Below are 17,757 nucleotides of genomic sequence, written 5' to 3' on the forward strand. Positions count from 1 at the left end.
GAATGCTGCGCACCTCCCCTCTCTCGGCCGTCCGGTTCTCGCGACCCGAGTGGGCGCTGATCGGCATCACGGCGCTCTGGGGCGGCACCTTCCTGGCGGTGCACGTGGCGATGCAGCACAGCGGTCCGCTCTTCTTCGTCGGGGTGCGGTTCCTGGCGGCGGGAGTGATCAGCGCGGTGGTCTTCCACCGGTCGCTGCGCGGGATGCGGCGGATCGACCTCGGGGCGGGGGCGGCGATCGGGGTGATGATCGTCCTCGGCTACGGGCTGCAGACCTACGGACTGCAGACGATCCCGAGCAGCACCTCCGCCTTCCTCACCGCGCTGTACGTGCCGCTGGTGCCGCTGCTGCAGTGGGTCGTGCTGCGGAAGCGGCCCGGCGTCTTCACGCTGGTCGGCGTCGGTCTGGCGTTCGCCGGACTGCTGCTGATCGCGGGGCCGCAGACCGGAGTGGGGCTGGGCCCGGGCGAGCTGGCGACACTGATCAGCACCCTTCCGATCGCCGCCGAGATCATCCTGATCAGCGCGTTCGCCGGCCGGGTCGACCTGGGGCGGGTGACGGTCGTGCAGCTCCTGGTGGCGGGAGGCCTCTCGTTCGCCGGCATGCCCTTCGCGGGAGAGGCGATCCCCGCGTTCTCCTGGGTCTGGCTGATCGCCGCGCTCGCCCTGGGCGCCAGCAGCTGCCTCATCCAGCTGACGATGAACTGGGCCCAGCGCTCCGTCTCGCCGACCCGCGCGACGATCATCTACTCCGCCGAGCCGGTCTGGGGCGGGGTGATCGGGCGGCTCGCGGGCGACCGGCTGCCGGCGCTCGCGCTGGTAGGGGCCGCGCTGATCGTGGCGGGGACGCTGGTGAGCGAGCTGCGGCCGCGGCGGGCGAGCGGGGACGCGGCGGAGGTGGAGGCGCGAGGACCGGAGGAGGCTCTCGAGGCGACCACCCCCTCGTCGGAGCCGCTCGACCGCACCGTCGGCTCGTGAGCGCTCGCCCGGGACTGGCCCACGGCCAGGAAGTTAGGTTAGGTTAACCTTCGCAACCCCGTCACCCCCTCCGAAGGATCGCCGTGCCCGTCTCCCTCACCCCCCTCCGCCGCACGCCTCTGCGCGTCTCCGCCGTCGCCGCGCTCGGCCTCTCCGCCCTGCTGCTGACCGGCTGCTCCGCGGGGGCCGACGCCGCCGGCACCGACGGCGGCACCGATGCCGCCGCGACCGGCGCGGGCTTCCCCGTCACCGTCGAGCACGCCTTCGGCGAGACGACCGTCGAGTCGGCGGACCGCGTGGTCGCGACCAGCTGGACCAACCAGGACGTGGCGCTCGCCCTCGGCGTGACCCCGGTCGGCTTCGCGAAGGCCTCCTACGGCGACGAGGACGGCGACGGCCTGCTCGCCTGGACCAAGGAGGCGCTCGACGCGAGCGGCGCCGAGACGCCGACCCTCTTCGACGAGACCGACGGCGTGCCGTTCGAGGCGATCTCGGACCTCACCCCCGACGTGATCCTCTCCGCCTACTCCGGCATCACGCAGCAGGACTACGACACCCTCAGCCAGATCGCCCCGACCGTCGCCTACCCGGGACTGCCCTGGGCGACCACCTGGCAGGACTCCGCGAAGCTCGACGGTGAGGCGCTCGGACTGGGCGACGAGGCCGAGGCGAAGGTCGTCGAGGTCGAGGACGAGATCGACGCCGCCGTCGCCGCGAAGCCCTCGCTGGCCGGCAAGACCTTCACCTACGGCTGGTACGACCCAACCGACGCCAGCACCTTCACCTACTACACCGGCAACGACGCGCGGGTGAAGTTCGTCGAGGACCTCGGCCTCGAGCTCGCCCCGAGCGTCGTCTCGCTCACCGGCGACTCCGAGCTGTTCAGCGGCACCGTCAGCTCCGAGAACGCCGACCAGCTCGACGCCGACGTCCTCATCGTCTACGGCGACGACACCACCCTCGCGGCGCTGCAGGCGGACCCGCTGCTCTCCAAGATCCCCGCGGTCGCCCGCGGCTCGGTCTACGTCCTCACCGACGACTCCTCCGAGGCGATGGCGACCTCGTCGCCGAACCTGCTGAGCATCCCGTGGGTGCTCGACGAGTACACGACCGGCCTCGCGACCGCCGCCGACAAGGTGTCGTGACCGCCGAGGCCACGGCACCCCACCGGCGCCCCGGACGCGACGACACTCGCCTCCGGGGCGCCGGTGCGCGCTGGCGCGTCCCGGCGCTGATCGCCGTGCTCGCCGCGCTGGTCGTCGCGTCGGTGCTCTCGCTGGTCTACGGCTCGCGCGAGATCCCGCTTGGCGAGATCTGGCCGGCGCTCACCGCGCCCGACCCGGACTCGATCGTCGACGCGGCGGTGCAGGGGCGCGTCCCGCGCACGGTCCTGGCGCTGCTCGTCGGCGCCGCGCTCGGGCTCGCCGGCGCGGTGATGCAGGGGATGACCCGCAACCCGCTCGCGGATCCGGGGATCCTGGGGCTGAACGCGGGCGCGTCCCTCGCGGTCGTGCTCGGGATCTCGACGGTCGGAGCGACGACGCTCCCCCAGTTCATCTGGCTCGCCTTCCTCGGCGCGGCGGCGGCCGGGGCTTTCGTCTACGCGGTCGCCTCGCTCGGACGGGAGGGCGCGACACCGCTCAAGCTCGCGCTCGCCGGCGCCGCGACCGCCGCGGCCCTCGCCTCGCTGATCAGCGCGGTGCTGCTCACCCAGGACGCGACGCTCAACCGCTTCCGGTTCTGGCAGGTCGGCGGGGTCGGCGGCGCCGAGTTCACGAGCATCGTCCAGGTCCTGCCGTTCCTCGCGGTCGGCGGCGCGCTCGCGATCGGCAGCGCCCGCGGGCTCGACGCCCTCGCGCTCGGCGACGACCTCGCCAAGGGACTCGGCCGCCGCGTCGGCCGGACGCGCCTCGTGGCCGGGCTCGCCGCGGTGCTGCTCTGCGGCGCGGCGACCGCCATCGCGGGGCCGATCGGCTTCATCGGGCTCACCGTGCCGCACCTCGCGCGGCGGTTCACCGGTCCGTCGCACTCCTGGCTGCTCCCCTCCTCCGCACTGCTCGGCGCGCTGCTGCTGCTGGTCGCCGACGTGATCGGGCGGGTCGTCGCGCGGCCGAGCGATGTGGAGGTGGGCATCGTCACCGCGCTGATCGGGGCTCCGGTGCTGATCGCGATCGTGCGCCGCTCGAAGGTGCGGGCCCTGTGAGCGCCGCCCCGTCACTCCGTTCTCCTGCGGGTGCTCCGCCGCTCGGCGTCGCCGCGGGTCGTCGCCGCCGCGCCCGCCGCACCGCGCTGGGCTGCGGGGTGCTCGCGCTGGTCGCCCTCGCGCTCGTCGTCGTGTCGCTCACCGTCGGCAGCACCGTCTACTCACCGCTCGAGGTGCTGCGGGTGATGCTCGGCGAGACGGTGCCCGGCGCCTCCTTCACCGTCGGCACGCTGCGGCTGCCGCGCACGCTGACCGCCGTGCTGGTCGGCCTCGGCTTCGGGATGGGCGGCGTGATCTTCCAGACGATGCTGCGGAACGCTCTCGCCAGCCCCGACATCATCGGCATCACCTCGGGTGCGAGCGCGGCGGCCGTCGTCGCGATCGCGTTCTTCGGCCTGTCCGGCGGCGCGGTCTCGGTGATCGCGGTCGCGGCGGCACTCGTCACGGCGCTGCTGATCGCCTGGCTCGCCGACGGCAGCGGAGTGATCGGCGCCCGGCTGATCCTGATCGGCATCGGGATCGCGGCGATGCTGCAGAGCGTGATCGCCTACGTGCAGACGCGCGCGCAGTTCGAGGACGTGCAGGAGTCGCTGCGCTGGCTGACCGGCAGCCTCAACTCCGCGTCGTGGGCGGGGGTGCCGGCGCTCGCGCTGTCGACGCTGGTGCTCGTGCCGCTCGCGCTGCTGCTGGCCGGCCGGCTCTCGATGCTGCAGCTCGGCGACGAGTCGGCGACCGCGCTGGGCGTGGACGTGCGGCGCAGCCGGCTGGGGCTGCTCGCGGTGGCGGTGTGCCTGGTCGCCGTCGCGACCGCGGCCACCGGTCCGATCGCGTTCGTCGCCTTCGTCTCCGGGCCGATCGCGCGGCGGCTCGTGCCGGACGCGCGCGTGCCGCTGATCCCGTCCGCGCTGGTCGGGATCGTCGTCGTGCTCGCGGCGGACCTGGTCGCGCAGCACGTCGCCGGGCTCGCCTTCTCGGGCGCCCGCTTCCCCGTCGGAGTGGTGACCGGTGCGCTCGGCGCGCCGTTCCTGCTCTGGCTCCTCGCCCGCCGCAACCGCACCGGAGGATCCCTGTGACCGCCCCGACCTCCCCCGTGGCCGCCGGTCACTCCACGCTGTCCGTCGACGGCGTGACGCTCGCCTACGACGAGCGCGTGGTCGTCGACGGGTTGTCGCTGACGGTGCCGACGGGCGCGATCAGCGTCATCGTCGGGGCGAACGCCTGCGGCAAGTCGACGCTGCTGCGCGCGATGGCGCGGCTGATCACGCCGAGCGCGGGGGCCGTGCTGCTGGACGGCGAGGCGATCCACCGGCTCCCGACGCGGCAGGTCGCGCAGCGGGTGGGGCTGCTGCCGCAGACGCCGATCGCGCCCGAGGGGATCGCCGTGGCGGATCTGGTGGCGCGCGGGCGGTACCCGCACCGCGGCTGGTTCGGGCGGGGCGCGTCCGCGGACGACGACGCGATCGTCGAGGACGCCCTGCGCGCGACCGGGACGCTGGAGATCGCGGACCGGCCGGTGGACGAGCTGTCCGGCGGGCAGCGGCAGCGGGTGTGGATCGCGCTGGCGCTCGCCCAGCGGACGGACGTGCTGCTGCTCGACGAGCCGACGACCTACCTCGACGTGTCGCACCAGATCGAGGTGCTCGACCTGCTGACCGACCTCAACCGCGAGCGCGGCACGACGATCGTGATCGTGCTGCACGACCTCAACCTCGCGGCGCGCTACGCGGACCACCTCTTCGCAGTGCGGGCCGGCGCGCTCTACGCCTCGGGCACACCGGCCGAGGTGGTGACCGCGGAGACGGTGCGCGCGGTCTTCGGCATGGAGTCGCGCGTGATCGCGGACCCGGTGTCGGGGACGCCGCTGGTGCTGCCGATCGGGCGGCACCACTCGGGGTGACGGGTCTCGAGACGCCCCCGCGGGGCCACTCGACCAGCATGAGGGCGGCGAGACGTCCTCGGACTGTCGAGGCGTCCCGGTGCTGCTGGACGCCTCGACCGTTGCAGGACGTCTCGGCGGGTGCGCTTCGTGCTGATCGAGTAGGCCGCGCAGCGAGCGTATCGAGATCCACCAGTGCCGAACGGGCGGTCTGCAGACGCCCCTCCGAGGCCGCTCGACCAGCATGCGGGGGCGGTGGGAGCGGTTTCCTGGGGCCGGTGTCGGAGGCGTGTGGCACCCTCCTCCGAGGAGTCCGCAGGCGGCGGACGGAGCGGAGCGGCATGATCGAGCTGGACCTGAGCGGACGGACGGCCCTGGTGACGGGGTCAGGCCAGGGCATCGGACTCGCGATCGCTATCGGGCTGGCACACGCCGGCGCCGAGGTTGTCGTCAACGCGCGATCGGAGCGGTCGGTGCGCCGAGCGATCAAGGACGTGCGCGGGGCCGTGCCCGACGCCTCCGTCCGCGGTGTGGCGGCCGACGTCTCGAGCGAGGCCGGGACGGCGAAGCTGCTCGAGTCGGTCCCGCGGGTCGACGTGCTGGTGAACAACCTCGGCATCTTCGGCAGCACCGAGCCGCTCGACATCACCGACGACGAGTGGCGCCGCTACTTCGAGGTCAACGTGCTCACCGGCGTGCGCCTCACCCGCGCGTACCTGCCCGCGATGACGGAGGCGGGCTGGGGCCGCGTCCTCTACATCGGCAGCGACTCCGCCGTCGTCACGCCGGCCGAGATGATCCACTACGGCGTCTCGAAGACCGCGCTGCTCGGCGTCTCCCGCGGCTTCGCGAAGGCCGCCGCCGGCACCGGCGTCACCGTCAACAGCGTGCTCGCCGGGCCGACCCACACCGGCGGCGTCGAGGACTTCGTCTACGAGCTCGTCGACCACTCCCTCCCCTGGGAGGAGGCGCAGCGCGAGTTCATGCGGCTGCACCGCCCGCAGTCGCTGCTCCAGCGCCTGATCGAGCCGGAGGAGATCGCCAACATGGTCGTCTACCTGGCGTCGCCGCTCGCCTCGGCGACCACGGGCGCCGCGGTGCGGGTGGACGGCGGGTACATCGACGCGATCGTGCCGTGAGCGGTCGCGGTGCAGGAGGCGCGGGCCGGGGCAGTCCATGGGTCCTGCCGGTACGCGACGGCGGGGCGGGGCCGTCGACGCGGGCGGCGCTCTGCCATCTCCACGGTGCTTGAATGAGTCGATGACCTCCCGCGCCGACCACCTCGCCGACTTCGCCGAGTTCCTCACCGCCTCGCCCTCCTCCTTCCACGCCGCGGCGGAGACCGCGCGGCGACTGGCGGCGGCGGGGTTCGAGTCCGTCGATGAGACCGCCGCGTGGCCGTCGGAGCCCGGGCGCTACTTCGTCCTCCGCGACGGGGCGGTCATCGCCTGGCACGTCCCGGCCGGGGCCACCGCGGTGACGCCGTTCCGCATCCTCGGCGCGCACACCGACTCCCCCGGCTTCAAGCTGAAGCCGCGGCCGACGGTCGGGTCGAAGGGCTGGCTGCAGGCCGGCGTCGAGGTCTACGGCGGACCGCTGCTCAACTCCTGGCTCGACCGAGAGCTCGAGCTGGCCGGCCGCATCGTCACCCGCGACGGCGCCGAGGTGCTCGTGCGCACCGGCCCGTTCCTGCGCATCCCGCAGCTCGCGATCCACCTCGACCGCGAGGCGAACGACGGCCTGAAGCTCGACCGGCAGAAGCACACCGTCCCCGTCTACGGCCTGGGCGACGCGGACGGGAACGACCTGCTCGAGATCCTCGCCGCGAAGGCCGGGCTCGACACCGCCGCCGACATCGCCGGCTACGACCTCATCACCGCGGACACCCAGCCGCCCGCGCGCTTCGGCCTCGACGACGCGCTCTTCGCGGCCGGGCGGATGGACGACCTCAGCTCGGTGCACGCGGGACTCGTGGCGCTGCTCGCGGCGAGCGCCGGGGACACGGACGCGGAGCCGCGGCACATCAGCATGCTCGCCGCCTTCGACCACGAGGAGCTCGGCTCGGCCAGCCGCTCCGGAGCGAGCGGCCCCTTCCTCGAGGACGTGCTCACCCGCATCGGCGCCGCACTCGGCGCGGGCGTCGACGAGCGCGCCCGCGCGATGGCGCGGTCCTGGTGCCTCTCCGCCGACGCCGGCCACTCCGTGCACCCGAACTACCCGGAGAAGCACGACCCGGTGAACCAGCCGGTCGCCGGCCAGGGCCCGCTGCTCAAGATCAACGCCTCGCAGCGCTACGCGACCGACGCGCGCGGCGCGGCGCTCTGGGCCGGAGTGTGCGCGCGGGCCGGAGTGGAGTTCCAGGAGTTCGTCTCGAACAACACGGTCCCCTGCGGCTCCACGATCGGGCCGCTCACCGCCACCCGGCTCGGGATCTCGACGGTCGACGTCGGGGTGCCGCTGCTGTCGATGCACTCCGCGCGCGAACTCGCCCACGTCGACGACCTCGTCGCCCTGACCCGCGCGATCGAGGCGTTCTTCACCGCCGCCGACTGACGCCGGCGGGCCTGCAGGCCGCCGTCTCGACGGGGGCGGATCTCGATACGCGCGCTGCGCGCGCTACTCGATCAGCATGAAAGGGGCGCGCTGCGCGCTCTGCTCGCTCAGCACGGAGGGGCGCTGCTCGACCTGCATGGCGGGGCACTGCGCGCACTGCCCGATCAGCACGGCGGGGCGCTGCGCGCACTGCCCGATCACAAGGTGCCTCTGCAGCACCATGCTGGTCGAGCAGCCCCGCAGGGGCGTCTCGAGACCCACCCTCTCCGGCAGTGCCGGTCCGGAGACGCGGTCCTCCGACGTGGGCGGAACGGCCCCTCCCGGATCGCAACCCCCTTGCCGCGCCACCCGAGCACGCGGTGCCCTGGGGCATGCGCGAAGTGAAGCTCGTCCGTCTCGTCAGCCGTCTCGAGAACGTGGCCGCCCTCGATCCGCTCGTCGACCGGGTCAAGAAGGTGGTCGACGCGGTCATCCGGCCGCAGCCCGTGCGGGACGTGCTGCACGGCGTCCCGATCGGGCACCCGGTGCATCCGCTGCTCGTGCTCGTGCCGACCGGCGCGTGGGTGTCGGCGGCGGTCCTCGATCTGCTGCCCGGCAACGAGCGCGCGGCGCGCACCCTCATCGGCCTGGGGATCGTCAGCGTGCTGCCCACCGCCGCCGCCGGCTACACCGACTGGTCCGAGCTGCACGAGCAGCAGAAGCGCGTCGGGCTCGTCCACGCGGCCGCCAACGTCGCCGGGACCGTCCTCTACACCGCGTCCTTCGTCCAGCGCGTGCGCGGGCGGCGCGCCAGCGGGAAGGTGCTCAGCGCGCTCGGCCTCGCCGTCGTCTCCGGCGGCGGCTACCTCGGCGGCCACCTCAGCTACCGCCAGGCGGCCGGTGCGAACCACACCGAGGACGTGCCGCACCGCTTCCCGACCGGCTGGCACCCCCTCGGCCCGCTCGCCGAGCTGCCGCAGAACTCCCCCGTGAAGAAGACCGTCGCCGAGACCCCGCTGCTCGCCGTCCGCCGCGGCGACCGCGTCGATGTCCTCTCGAACGTCTGCAGCCACCTCTCCGGCCCCCTCGACGAGGGCGAGCTCCGCGGCACCGGCGCCGACGCCTGCATCACCTGCCCCTGGCACGCGAGCGCCTTCTCGCTCGAGACCGGCGAGGTCGTCCGCGGCCCCGCCACCTCACCCCAGCCGCGTTTCGAGACGCGCGTCACCGACGGCCTGGTGGAGGTTCTGCTGCCGCACGCGGGGTGAGCGGGACCCCTGCGGCGCGCCTCAGTCCACTCGCGGCCAGTCGCTCGTCAGCGACGCCTCGATCGCCCGGTGCCGGAACCCGTACAGCTTCCCTCGGTCGATGATCCCGCGGACGGTGTCGAGACGCTGCGCCGTCGTCCCCACCTCCGACGGCTTCGACAGACCGAGCGCGCGGGCGATCCGGGTCAGCGACCGATCGCGGGCCGGCAGAACCGCCATCGCTTCGAGGAAGGCGCGCTCTCGCGCGGGCAGCCGGCCGAGGATCCGCTCGACATGCGCGGCCGCCTCCCGCTGCACGCCTCGCCAGCCCGCAAGCACCTGCCGGCGCGTGATCGTGGCGTCGGTGCCCGCGTACCAAGCGCTCTCCCCGGCCAGCTGGAACAGGAACGGCTCACCCCGGCAGAGGTCGACGATCGCCGCGACGGCGTCGGCCTCCATCCGGATGCGGCCCGTCCCACCCGCGCCGTCCGCGACCTCCCAGCCGGGCAGCACGAAATCCTGCAGCGCCGCGACGATGTCGTCGTCGTCGATGGCCGTCAGCACGGTCGTCTTGAAGCGGCGAGCGAAGGTGGCGCCCTTCTGGCCGCCGGCGCGGTCCTCGAAGTCGGGCAAGCCGGTGAGGTAGACCGCGATGGGCAGGAAGCGGGTCACCTGTACGCCGCCCGGCAGCGCGACCGTCTCCTCGTGGGTGATGGCATCGCCGAGCGCGATCAGCAGCTGCGAGAGGCCGCTCTCGTCGGCGATGTTCTGCACCTCGTCGAGGTGCACGAGCACGACGACGTCCTGCGCGATCGCGGCCCGGCCCACCTCGACGAGCAGCTCGGTCAGCGCGGTGTGCGCCTCCGGGCCGTCCTGTCCGCGGAGGGTGAGCGACAGCCCGGATGCAGCGACCGCCTGCACGCGCTCGAGGAGGGCCGCGATCCGCTTCTCCCGGGCCGTCGGCAGACCAGCGGCCTCGGCGAGAGCGAGCAGGGCGGCGGCCACGAGCTTCAGCGGGTCGGCGCCCGACGGGATGCGCAGCTGCGGAGTCACCCAGTCGCCGTCCGCTGCGGCGTCGCGGGCGATCCGCCGCACCAGGGCGGACTTGCCGAGTCCGGGCTCGCCGAGGATCGTGCGGCCGCGCTCAGGGAGGCCTCGCGCGAGGCGGGGACGGAGCACGTCACGCCAATCGCTCAGCTGCGTCGTCCGCCCCGCCCAGATCTCGGGCACCGCGTCGGAGCCGGGACTGAACGGGTTGTCGAGAGAGTTGCGCATGTTGATAATGTTACCAACTCGACCATCGGCGATAATGTTATCGCCGCGGTGATCGCCTGCTCACCCGCTCCGCCGCTCCTCCGCCAGTGCCGCGAGCTGCTCGCGGCAGCGCGCCAGCAGCGCGTCCTTCTGCTGCTGCGGCTCCGGCGGGAACAGCTCGCCGAGGCGGGACCAGTCGGCCGTGGCCGGGATCGCGGCCTCCTCGTCGATCCACTCCGAGAAGGCCGTCGTCAGGCGGTCGGCCTCGGCGCGGCGCCCGAGCGCCAGGAGCGCGCGGATCGCGGAGACCGTCTGCTCGTCGTAGTGCGGCGCTGTCACCGCGTCGCCGGTCAGCCCGGCCGCCGCCTCCCAGTCGTCGGCGGCGCCCGCGTCGTCGCCGAGGCGCGCCCGCGCGGTACCGCGGCGCAGCAGCAGCCCGGCGGGGACGGCCGACGGCGGGCGCTCCTCGCCGAGGCAGGCGGGCGGCGCGAGGGCGGCGCAGAGGAAGGTCAGCGCATCGGTGGGCGACGACGCGTCGGCGAGCGCGATCATCGTCGCGTCCCAGACCTCGAGCACGCGCCCCTCGGGCACCCGGCTCCCCGGGCCCTCCCCCTGCCCGAGCACCCGGCCCAGCAGCAGGCCCTGAGCGCGACCCGCTCGGCCGTCCGCGATCAGCAGCGCCGCGTACTCGAGGGTCAGATCGTCGCGCTCGAGGACGAGCGCCTCGTTCTCCTCGAGGAGGGCGAGCCGCTCCTCGTGCCCGAGGAGCACCCGGAGCTGGTCGTACTCGACGAGGAGCCCTGCGTCGCCGGGGGCGAGGTGCCGAGCGCGCTCGAGGTAGGCGAGCCCCGCCTCGGCGTCGCCGTAGGCGGTGCAGGAGGCCGCCCCCAGCGCGCGCAGCGCGGCCACCCGCACCCACGCCCTCGGGTCGTGCGCGGCGGCGGACCACGTAGCAGCGAAGGCGTCCTCGACGCGGCCCACCGCGGAGTACCAGCCGCCGAGGAGGAAGCGGGCGGTGGTGTCCTCGGCGTCGGCCGCCTCCAGCGCCTCGACGTCCTCGAGGCGGACCGGGCGGCAGCCCTCGAGCGGCGCCTGCTGCGCGATCCGCCGGGCGGACCGTGCCTGGTCGGGCCGACCCTGCCGCTCGTGCAGCAGTGCGGCGTGATAGTGCACCAGCGGCACCACCCCGGTCCGCTCGCCGGGGGTGCGCCGCGCGGCATCGGCCGCGAGCGCGAGGGCGAGCAGTCGCAGTGCGTCGTCCGGCAGCCCCGCGTCGCGGTACTCCAGCGCGACGTCGAGCAGCGCGTCGGCGTCGGCGTCGAGCGGCCGGCCGGCGAGGTCGCGCGCCCAGTGGTCGAGCGGATCGCGCGCGAGCACGCTCTCGAGCAGCGCCCTCGACTGCTGCGCCCGCCGGCCGCGCCGGAGCACGACGGCGAGCAGGACCGCCGCCCGCGCGTGCTGCCCGTCGACCACGCGCACCTCGCGCAGCACCGCCTCGGCCTCCTCGAGGCGGTCCGTCGCCAGGAGGAGCCGCCCGAGCGCGACACCGGACGGGACGCGCCAGGCCGGTGTCCTCCGCGCCGTGCTCAGAGCCTCGAGCGCCTCCTCCGGCCGTCCCTGCCGGGCGAGGAGCTCGCCCAGCCGGTGGTGCGCCTCGCCGTCGGCCGGCACCACGCCCCGTGAGGTCAGCCGCTCGATCGCGGAGCGGAGGTGGCCCTCCGCCTCGTCGAAGCGGCCCGCGGCGGCGAGCGACCGCGCCAGCGCGACGCGGCAGCGGGCGTCGCCGGGGTCCCGCCAGACCGCCTCCTCCCAGTAGTGCTCGGGCGCGCCTCCGGAGTGCGGGCGCTCCTCGAGGTGCAGACCGAGGAGGAACAGCTCGTCGTTGGACGCGACGTCCTCCGGAGCGGGCGGAGGGGGCGGCGGCGCAGCGCTTCCCCTGGACGTTCCACTGGTACTGTCGGCGGAAATGGCAGCGTTGTCATCGAGCACGCCGCCCAGTCAAGATCAGATCCGGTGCCGAGATGGAGGACGGAACCCGTGGAACTTCTGGACGGAACGCTGATGAGGTGCGCACGGACGCCCACGATCCTCGGGGCGGGCTTCCCGGGCGAGACGATGCACGTCCTGCCGCGTCCCCGCGTCCGGGAGGCGCTGACGCAGCCGGGGACGTCGCACCTCCTGGTCACCGACTGCGGCCACTTCCCCGAGGCGCGCGGGCACGGACGAGTGCGCACCAGCCCGATCGCGGACGCCGTCGTCCTGGTCTGCACCCGGGGTTCCGGCTGGTGCACGACGGCGGCGGGCACCTTCGCCGTGACCGCGGGGCAGATCGTCCTGCTGCCGCCCGGCGAGCCGCACGGCTACGGGGCCGACGCCGCCGACCCGTGGACGCTGTGGTGGCTGCACCTCGCCGGCAGCGACCTGCCCGAGTTCCTGCAGGCCGCGCGCGCCACGGTCGACGCTCCGGTGCGCACCCTGTCAGACGTCTACGCCGCGGTCGCGCTGATCTCGGCGGCGATCACGCACCTGGGCTGCGACTCGACGATGAACAGCCTGCTCGCCGCATCGGGCGCCGCCTGGCACCTGCTGGCGATCCTCGCCTCGGACCGCCCGCCCGGCGACGCGCGCAGCACCGCCCTCGACCGGGCCGCGCAGTTCCTCCACGACCACCCCGCCGAGCGGATCGAGGTGGCGGAGCTCGCCTCGATGGCGTGCCTGAGCCCGTCGCACTTCGCGGCCCTCTTCCGGCGCCGCTTCGGGATGCCGGTGCTGCAGTACCGGACCGAGCTGCGGATGGCGCGGGCCCGCGAGCTGCTCGACATGACGGAGCGGCCGATCGCCGAGGTGGCCGCCGCGGCCGGCTACGAGGACTCCTTCTACTTCGCCCGGCAGTTCAAGCGGATCCACGGCCTGACTCCGCACGCGTACCGGACGCGGAACTGAGCGGAGCGGAACCGAGCGGCACGGAACCGAGCGGCGCGGAGGACAGCGGCGCGGGCCCGGTCTCCCCGGTCTTCCCGGACGCCAGGACGAGGCCGTTCAGCCGCCGCTGCAGCTCGACGTTCGACCAGCCCGGGTGCTGCGGTGCGGAGTTGGAGCCGACGAGCGTTCCCCAGTAGCCGAGGTCGATGCAGCGCTGGACGGCGTAGCCGGCGAGGACCCGGCCGGCCGGCCCGTCCTCGAACTCCGCCTCCAGCGGCGTGTAGCCGATCCAGCCCTCGCCGACCACGGCGGGGATTCCGCGGCGGCGGGCCCAGGTCGCCACCGCGCGCAGCCGGACGTCGATCGCCTCCCTCATCGCGACCTCGTAGCGGCCGTAGTGCGAGTACAGCCAGGCGTCCCAGGCGACCGGATCGACCTGGTCGTAGGCGTAGAACATGCTCGGGCTGATGCCGGTCGCCGCGAGCCGCCACGGTTCGACGGTGTGCGCCAGGGCGTCGAACTCGGGCGCCCCCTCGCGCAGGAGCGATCTCAGCTCGGCGCTCGGGAACACCGGCGGCTCGGCCCGCACTCCCGCCCACTCCTCCAGCGCCGCGAGGACCCCGTAGACGTAGAAGTGCACGTGCGCGACCTGCGCGTTCTCCGGCACGGAGTCGAGGTCGAGGTACGGCGGGATCCCGTAGCAGACGGTCGACAGGACATCCGGATGATCCGCCTGCAGGATCTCCAGCGCGGCGGTCAGGTACGGCTTCTGCGCCCAGAAGGTGTCGAGCCCCTCCGCCGGCACCTCGCCGAGGCGGGAGAGGTCGACCTCGTTGTGCACCTCGACGTAGGCGATCCGGTCGGCCAGCCCCTCGACCTCGAGGAAGGCGATCAGCCGGGACTCGGCGCGGGCGAGAGCCTCGTGGCGCTCGGTCGGCGGGATCGCCGTCAGCAGGTCGTGCCAGGACGAGTCGCTGAGGAACGCGGGGCTCTGCTGATACTCCCAGGAGGAGACGATGACGAACACGTCGTGCGCGGCGGCCTGGCGGAACAGCTCGACCAGGCGCGCCCGCAGGTCGACCACGGCGCCGCCGACGGCGTCGTACCAGCGCGTGCCCCGGCCGACGTCACCGCCCATGTTCGAGAAGCGCAGCTGCGAGGTGTCGATCGAGTGGTCGCCGAACAGCAGGAGCGGAGCCGCGCAGATCCGGACCGTGTTGCAGCCGCGCTCCACCGCCTCGTCGAACGCGCGCCCGAGGTCGTGGAAGGGCTCGCCCGGCATCGTCCGCGTGTACCAGGAGAAGTCCCAGAGCGAGAGGGTCAGCCGCGGCGGCAGGTGTGCGGGCGGGCGGGGTGAGCGGGTCGCGCGGGACATGCCGGGTGCTCCTTCGGGCCGGAACGGTGCTCCCACGCTAGGCCTCGTGCCGCCCGATCCGCACGGGCGATCCTCCGGAGAAGACTGGAGGATTCGCTGATCACCCAGGAACGGCCACGGATGCCCTGTCTGCGCCACCTGGACGATGGGACGGTCGACCGACCGGTGCGGTGCGAACGCGCCGAGGGTCAGCCGCGCGGTGCCGCGACGGACCCGCCCGGGCGCCACGGCCCGCCGATGCGCTCCTGGAGCAGCGGCGCGGCCGGATCGGCGAGGCGGGCGAGCAGCGCCTCCACCCCGCGGCGGCCGAGGGCGTGGCCCGGCGCGACGAGCAGGTCGAGCGCGGGGTCGGCGAGGTCCGCGACGTCGGGGTCGGAGGCGAGCAGCACGATCGAGAGGTCCTCGGGCACCCGCACGCCGCGGTGGCGCAGCTCGTGCGCGAAGCCGACCGCCGCGCCGCCGTTGATCACCAGCACCGCCGTGGCCGCCTGCGGATCGAGCGAGCGGGCCAGGGCGCGCCCACCGGCGGGCGTCTCCTCGCAGTGCAGGAGCGCGGCGGTCAGACCGCGGGCCGCGGCCGCCCGCTCGAACACCTCCCGGGTCCGCGCGTAGGGGCCGAAGTCGGCGCCGCCCTCCGGCCCGAGCACGAGCGCGACCCGGCGGTGCCCCAGCGCGGTCAGGCGCTCGAGCGCCTCCTCGACCATGCCCTCGAAGTCGATGTCCACCCAGTCGAGCGCCGAGGGGTCGCGGGTGCGGCCGAGCAGGGCGAACGGGGTGCCGGAGTCGCGCAGGACCGCCACCCGCTCGTCGCCCGACGTCACCTGCATCAGCACGACGCCGTCGAGCAGGCCGTCGGCGCGCAGATCGGCGAGCTTCTCCGCGCCGCCGACCGTGGGCCAGAGCACGATCGAGTAGCCGCTCTCGGCGGCCGCCTCGGCGGCGCCGGCGAGGAAGGTCGTCGCGGTGTTCAGCGGACGCGAGGGCACCAGCGGGTAGACGATCGCGATCATCATCGAGCGCCGTCGGGCCAGCGCGCGGGCGAGGGCGTGCGGGCGGTAGCCGAGCTCGCGCATCGCCTCCCGGACCCGCTCAGCCGTCTCCGGCGAGACCGGCTTGCTGGCGTTGACGACGAAGGAGACGGTCGCGATCGACACGCCCGCGCGGCGCGCGACGTCCTGCATGGTCGCCATCGCGTCTCCCTCCGCTCGACGCGCCCCGCCGCGGTTGACGCGGGGGCGCGGTGTCCCGCAGTCTAGGAGCACTCGCCGGTAAAGCGCTTAACCGTCCCACCGGCGCCCTCCGACACCCTCCGACGAAGAAGGACCCTCCGTGACCACACCCGCCGCTCCCCTCCGCGTCCTCGTCTGGGGCGAGAACCGCCACGAGCAGATCGAGGAGAAGGTCCGCGCGATCTACCCCGACGGCATGCACACGACGATCGCCGCCGGCATCACCGAGAACCTCGGCGAGCGCGCGACCGTCTCTACCACCACGCTCGACGAGCCCGAGCACGGCCTCACCGAGGAGGTCCTCGCCGGCACCGACGTGCTGGTCTGGTGGGGCCACATGGCGCACGACGCCGTCGCCGACGAGATCGTCGAGCGCGTGCAGCGCCACGTCCTCTCCGGCATGGGGCTCGTCGTCCTGCACTCCGGCCACTGGTCGAAGATCTTCGGGAAACTGATGGGCACCACCTGCACGCTGCGCTGGCGCTCGGCCGAGGACCGCGAGATCGTCTGGACCGTCGACCCGACCCACCCCATCGCGCAGGGCGTGCCGCACCCCTTCACGATCCCGCAGCAGGAGATGTACGGCGAGTTCTTCGACGTCCCCGCGCCCGACGAGCTGGTCTTCCTCTCCACCTTCTCCGGCGGCGAGGTCTTCCGCTCCGGGATGACCTGGAAGCGCGGCCACGGGAGGATCTTCTTCTTCTCGCCCGGCGACCAGGACTTCCCCGTCTACCACCACGCCGACGTCCGTCGCGTGATCGCGAACGGCGTCGAGTGGGCGCACTCCGACCGCCCCGAGCGCCGCCTGCCCGTGCTGCAGCGCTACGAGTCCGGCGAGTTCTTCGCCGGCGAGGACTACCAGGGGGCGCTCGTCCGATGACCGTCCGTCTCGTCCAGGTCGGAGCGGGCGCCATGGGGCGCGCGTGGATCCGCACCGTCCGCGACCACCCCGACGCCGAGCTGGTCGGCCTCGTCGACCTCGACGTCGCGCTCGCCGAGCGGGCCGCCGAGGAGGAGGGGGTCGGGCCGATCGCGGTCGGCAGCTCCGTCGCCGAGGTCGCCGCGCGCTCCGGCGCCGATGCGGTCGTCAACGTCACCGTGCCGCGCGCGCACCTGCCGGTGAGCAGCGAGGCGCTCTTCGCCGGGCTGCCGGTGCTGTCGGAGAAGCCGATCGCGCCGACGATCGCCGAGTCGCTGATCCTCGCCGCGACGAGCGAGGTCGCCGGGCAGCTGCTGATGACCAGCCAGTCGCGGCGCTACTACCCCGCGATCGCCGCGTTCCGCGAGCAGGTCGCCGGGCTCGGAGAGCTCGGAACGGCGTCGGTCCTCTTCGCGAAGGCGCCGCACTTCGGCGGCTTCCGCGAGGAGATGCCGCACGTGCTGCTGGTGGACATGGCGATCCACGCCTTCGACGCGGCGCGCTACGTCCTGGACCGCGACCCGGTCGCCGTCTACTGCGAGGAGTACAACCCGGGCTGGAGCTGGTACGCCGACGGTGCCGCGGCGAGCGCCGTCTTCGAGTTCGCCGGCGGCGTCCGCTTCAGCTACACCGGCAGCTGGTGCGCCGACGGGCTCGAGACGTCCTGGAACGGCGACTGGCGCGTCACCGGCGCGGGCGGCACCGCGCACTGGGACGGCGACGGCGCGCCCTCCTGGCAGGCACGGGAGTCGGAGGCGGTGCGGACCGCGACGCTCGAGCCCGGCCCGCAGGAGATCGCCGGCTCGCTCGCCGAGTTCGTGCGCGTGCTCGGCTCCGGCGCCGTGCCCTCCGGCGAGGTGCACGCGAACGTGCGGAGCCTCGCGATGGTCGAGGCGGCGGTGCGCTCCTCCGAGACGGGCGCGCGCGTCCGCATCGACGACGTGCTGGAGGAGGGCTACGCGGAGGCACTCGGCCTCGCGCGCGACGAGCGCGTGCGCGCCGCCCTGGCCGGCTGGGGCTCGGCGGCGGCGGGCCTCGCCGCCCGCTGAGCCGACGGAATGTGTGCATGCTGGTCGAGTAGCCCCGCAGGGGCGTATCGAGACCCACCGTCCTCAGCAGGGCGGGCCGGCAGACCCCACTTCTGACCCAGGTGGATCTCGATACGGCCGCTCCGCGGCCTCCTCGATCAGCATGCATCCGCCAACGGACCCGCGACGGGGCCA

16 protein-coding genes are annotated in these 17,757 nt (G+C 74.1%); 11 read left to right on the forward strand and 5 right to left on the reverse strand.

Features of this window, described 5'->3' with window-relative positions; all coding sequences use genetic code 11:
• Window positions 1–2: 2 nt before the first annotated feature.
• The 7 genes from MT355_RS18365 to MT355_RS18395 all read left to right on the forward strand — a co-directional run bounded on the left by MT355_RS18365 (window position 3) and on the right by MT355_RS18395 (window position 7,609).
• Window positions 3–977, forward strand: coding sequence for a DMT family transporter (locus MT355_RS18365; protein WP_243600627.1), 975 nt, complete (start codon window positions 3–5; stop codon window positions 975–977).
• Window positions 978–1,060: 83 nt separating this feature from the next.
• On the forward strand, window positions 1,061–2,122 hold the full coding sequence (locus MT355_RS18370) for an iron-siderophore ABC transporter substrate-binding protein (protein WP_243600628.1): 1,062 nt from the start codon (window positions 1,061–1,063) through the stop codon (window positions 2,120–2,122).
• Window positions 2,119–3,180 (forward strand): iron ABC transporter permease, encoded by a 1,062-nt coding sequence (locus MT355_RS18375; protein WP_133962793.1) that lies wholly within the window; start codon window positions 2,119–2,121, stop codon window positions 3,178–3,180. Before MT355_RS18370 ends, MT355_RS18375 begins: the two co-directional genes overlap by 4 nt.
• On the forward strand, window positions 3,177–4,253 hold the full coding sequence (locus MT355_RS18380; RefSeq protein WP_243600629.1) for an iron chelate uptake ABC transporter family permease subunit: 1,077 nt from the start codon (window positions 3,177–3,179) through the stop codon (window positions 4,251–4,253). The genes MT355_RS18375 and MT355_RS18380 overlap by 4 nt, the downstream gene beginning before the upstream one ends.
• A complete protein-coding gene (locus tag MT355_RS18385; RefSeq protein WP_243600630.1) occupies window positions 4,250–5,077 on the forward strand; it encodes an ABC transporter ATP-binding protein in 828 nt (275 codons plus the stop codon). Before MT355_RS18380 ends, MT355_RS18385 begins: the two co-directional genes overlap by 4 nt.
• Window positions 5,078–5,400: 323 nt before the next feature.
• A complete protein-coding gene (locus MT355_RS18390; protein ID WP_243600766.1) occupies window positions 5,401–6,195 on the forward strand; it encodes an SDR family NAD(P)-dependent oxidoreductase in 795 nt (264 codons plus the stop codon).
• A gap of 121 nt (window positions 6,196–6,316) precedes the next feature.
• Window positions 6,317–7,609: a M18 family aminopeptidase gene (locus MT355_RS18395; protein WP_243600631.1), complete on the forward strand. Its 1,293-nt coding sequence runs from the start codon at window positions 6,317–6,319 to the stop codon at window positions 7,607–7,609.
• A 63-nt stretch (window positions 7,610–7,672) separates the two neighbouring features.
• On the opposite strand, the gene MT355_RS18400 is transcribed toward MT355_RS18395, so the two are convergent.
• The gene (locus tag MT355_RS18400; RefSeq protein WP_243600632.1) at window positions 7,673–7,831 is read right to left on the reverse strand and encodes a hypothetical protein; all 159 of its coding nucleotides are present in this window, start codon (window positions 7,829–7,831) and stop codon (window positions 7,673–7,675) included.
• A gap of 149 nt (window positions 7,832–7,980) precedes the next feature.
• Between MT355_RS18400 and MT355_RS18405 the strand changes: the two genes are divergently transcribed.
• Window positions 7,981–8,856, forward strand: a complete 876-nt coding sequence (locus tag MT355_RS18405; protein WP_243600633.1) for a Rieske 2Fe-2S domain-containing protein — start codon at window positions 7,981–7,983, stop codon at window positions 8,854–8,856.
• A 21-nt stretch (window positions 8,857–8,877) separates the two neighbouring features.
• Here the strand turns inward: MT355_RS18405 and MT355_RS18410 are convergent, their stop codons facing one another.
• Window positions 8,878–10,110 carry an ATP-binding protein gene (locus tag MT355_RS18410; RefSeq protein WP_243600634.1) on the reverse strand — a complete coding sequence of 411 codons (1,233 nt, stop codon included), beginning with the start codon at window positions 10,108–10,110 and terminating at the stop codon, window positions 8,878–8,880.
• A gap of 60 nt (window positions 10,111–10,170) precedes the next feature.
• The gene (locus MT355_RS18415; protein WP_243600635.1) at window positions 10,171–12,078 is read right to left on the reverse strand and encodes a tetratricopeptide repeat protein; all 1,908 of its coding nucleotides are present in this window, start codon (window positions 12,076–12,078) and stop codon (window positions 10,171–10,173) included.
• A gap of 72 nt (window positions 12,079–12,150) precedes the next feature.
• On the opposite strand from MT355_RS18415, the gene MT355_RS18420 reads away from it, so the two are divergent.
• Window positions 12,151–13,032 carry an AraC family transcriptional regulator gene (locus MT355_RS18420; RefSeq protein ID WP_243600636.1) on the forward strand — a complete coding sequence of 294 codons (882 nt, stop codon included), beginning with the start codon at window positions 12,151–12,153 and terminating at the stop codon, window positions 13,030–13,032.
• Here MT355_RS18420 and MT355_RS18425 read toward each other — a convergent pair.
• A complete protein-coding gene (locus MT355_RS18425) occupies window positions 12,983–14,386 on the reverse strand; it encodes a cellulase-like family protein (RefSeq protein ID WP_243600637.1) in 1,404 nt (467 codons plus the stop codon). The genes MT355_RS18420 and MT355_RS18425 overlap by 50 nt on opposite strands.
• Before the next feature lie 188 nt (window positions 14,387–14,574).
• Window positions 14,575–15,576, reverse strand: coding sequence for a LacI family DNA-binding transcriptional regulator (locus tag MT355_RS18430; protein WP_243600638.1), 1,002 nt, complete (start codon window positions 15,574–15,576; stop codon window positions 14,575–14,577).
• Window positions 15,577–15,715: 139 nt separating this feature from the next.
• Between MT355_RS18430 and MT355_RS18435 the strand changes: the two genes are divergently transcribed.
• Together MT355_RS18435 and MT355_RS18440 are read left to right on the forward strand one after the other, a co-directional pair.
• Complete coding sequence (locus MT355_RS18435) at window positions 15,716–16,495, forward strand: ThuA domain-containing protein (RefSeq protein WP_243600639.1); 780 nt, start codon at window positions 15,716–15,718, stop codon at window positions 16,493–16,495.
• The gene (locus MT355_RS18440) at window positions 16,492–17,583 is read left to right on the forward strand and encodes a Gfo/Idh/MocA family protein (RefSeq protein WP_243600640.1); all 1,092 of its coding nucleotides are present in this window, start codon (window positions 16,492–16,494) and stop codon (window positions 17,581–17,583) included. Before MT355_RS18435 ends, MT355_RS18440 begins: the two co-directional genes overlap by 4 nt.
• Window positions 17,584–17,757 lie beyond the last annotated feature (174 nt).

It is taken from the genome of Rathayibacter sp. VKM Ac-2929 (assembly GCF_022815495.1).
Classification (GTDB): Bacteria; Actinomycetota; Actinomycetes; order Actinomycetales; family Microbacteriaceae; genus Rathayibacter; species Rathayibacter festucae.

Bases quoted from the DNA above. Each gene is read 5' to 3' on its own strand.
- MT355_RS18440 (WP_243600640.1), top strand. From the start codon at position 16,492: ATGACCGTCCGTCTCGTCCAGGTCGGAGCGGGCGCCATGGGGCGCGCG.
- MT355_RS18430 (WP_243600638.1), bottom strand. From the start codon at position 15,576: ATGGCGACCATGCAGGACGTCGCGCGCCGCGCGGGCGTGTCGATCGCG.
- MT355_RS18425 (WP_243600637.1), bottom strand. From the start codon at position 14,386: ATGTCCCGCGCGACCCGCTCACCCCGCCCGCCCGCACACCTGCCGCCG.
- MT355_RS18420 (WP_243600636.1), top strand. From the start codon at position 12,151: ATGAGGTGCGCACGGACGCCCACGATCCTCGGGGCGGGCTTCCCGGGC.
- MT355_RS18395 (WP_243600631.1), top strand. From the start codon at position 6,317: ATGACCTCCCGCGCCGACCACCTCGCCGACTTCGCCGAGTTCCTCACC.
- MT355_RS18400 (WP_243600632.1), bottom strand. From the start codon at position 7,831: ATGGTGCTGCAGAGGCACCTTGTGATCGGGCAGTGCGCGCAGCGCCCC.
- MT355_RS18410 (WP_243600634.1), bottom strand. From the start codon at position 10,110: ATGCGCAACTCTCTCGACAACCCGTTCAGTCCCGGCTCCGACGCGGTG.
- MT355_RS18405 (WP_243600633.1), top strand. From the start codon at position 7,981: ATGCGCGAAGTGAAGCTCGTCCGTCTCGTCAGCCGTCTCGAGAACGTG.
- MT355_RS18365 (WP_243600627.1), top strand. From the start codon at position 3: ATGCTGCGCACCTCCCCTCTCTCGGCCGTCCGGTTCTCGCGACCCGAG.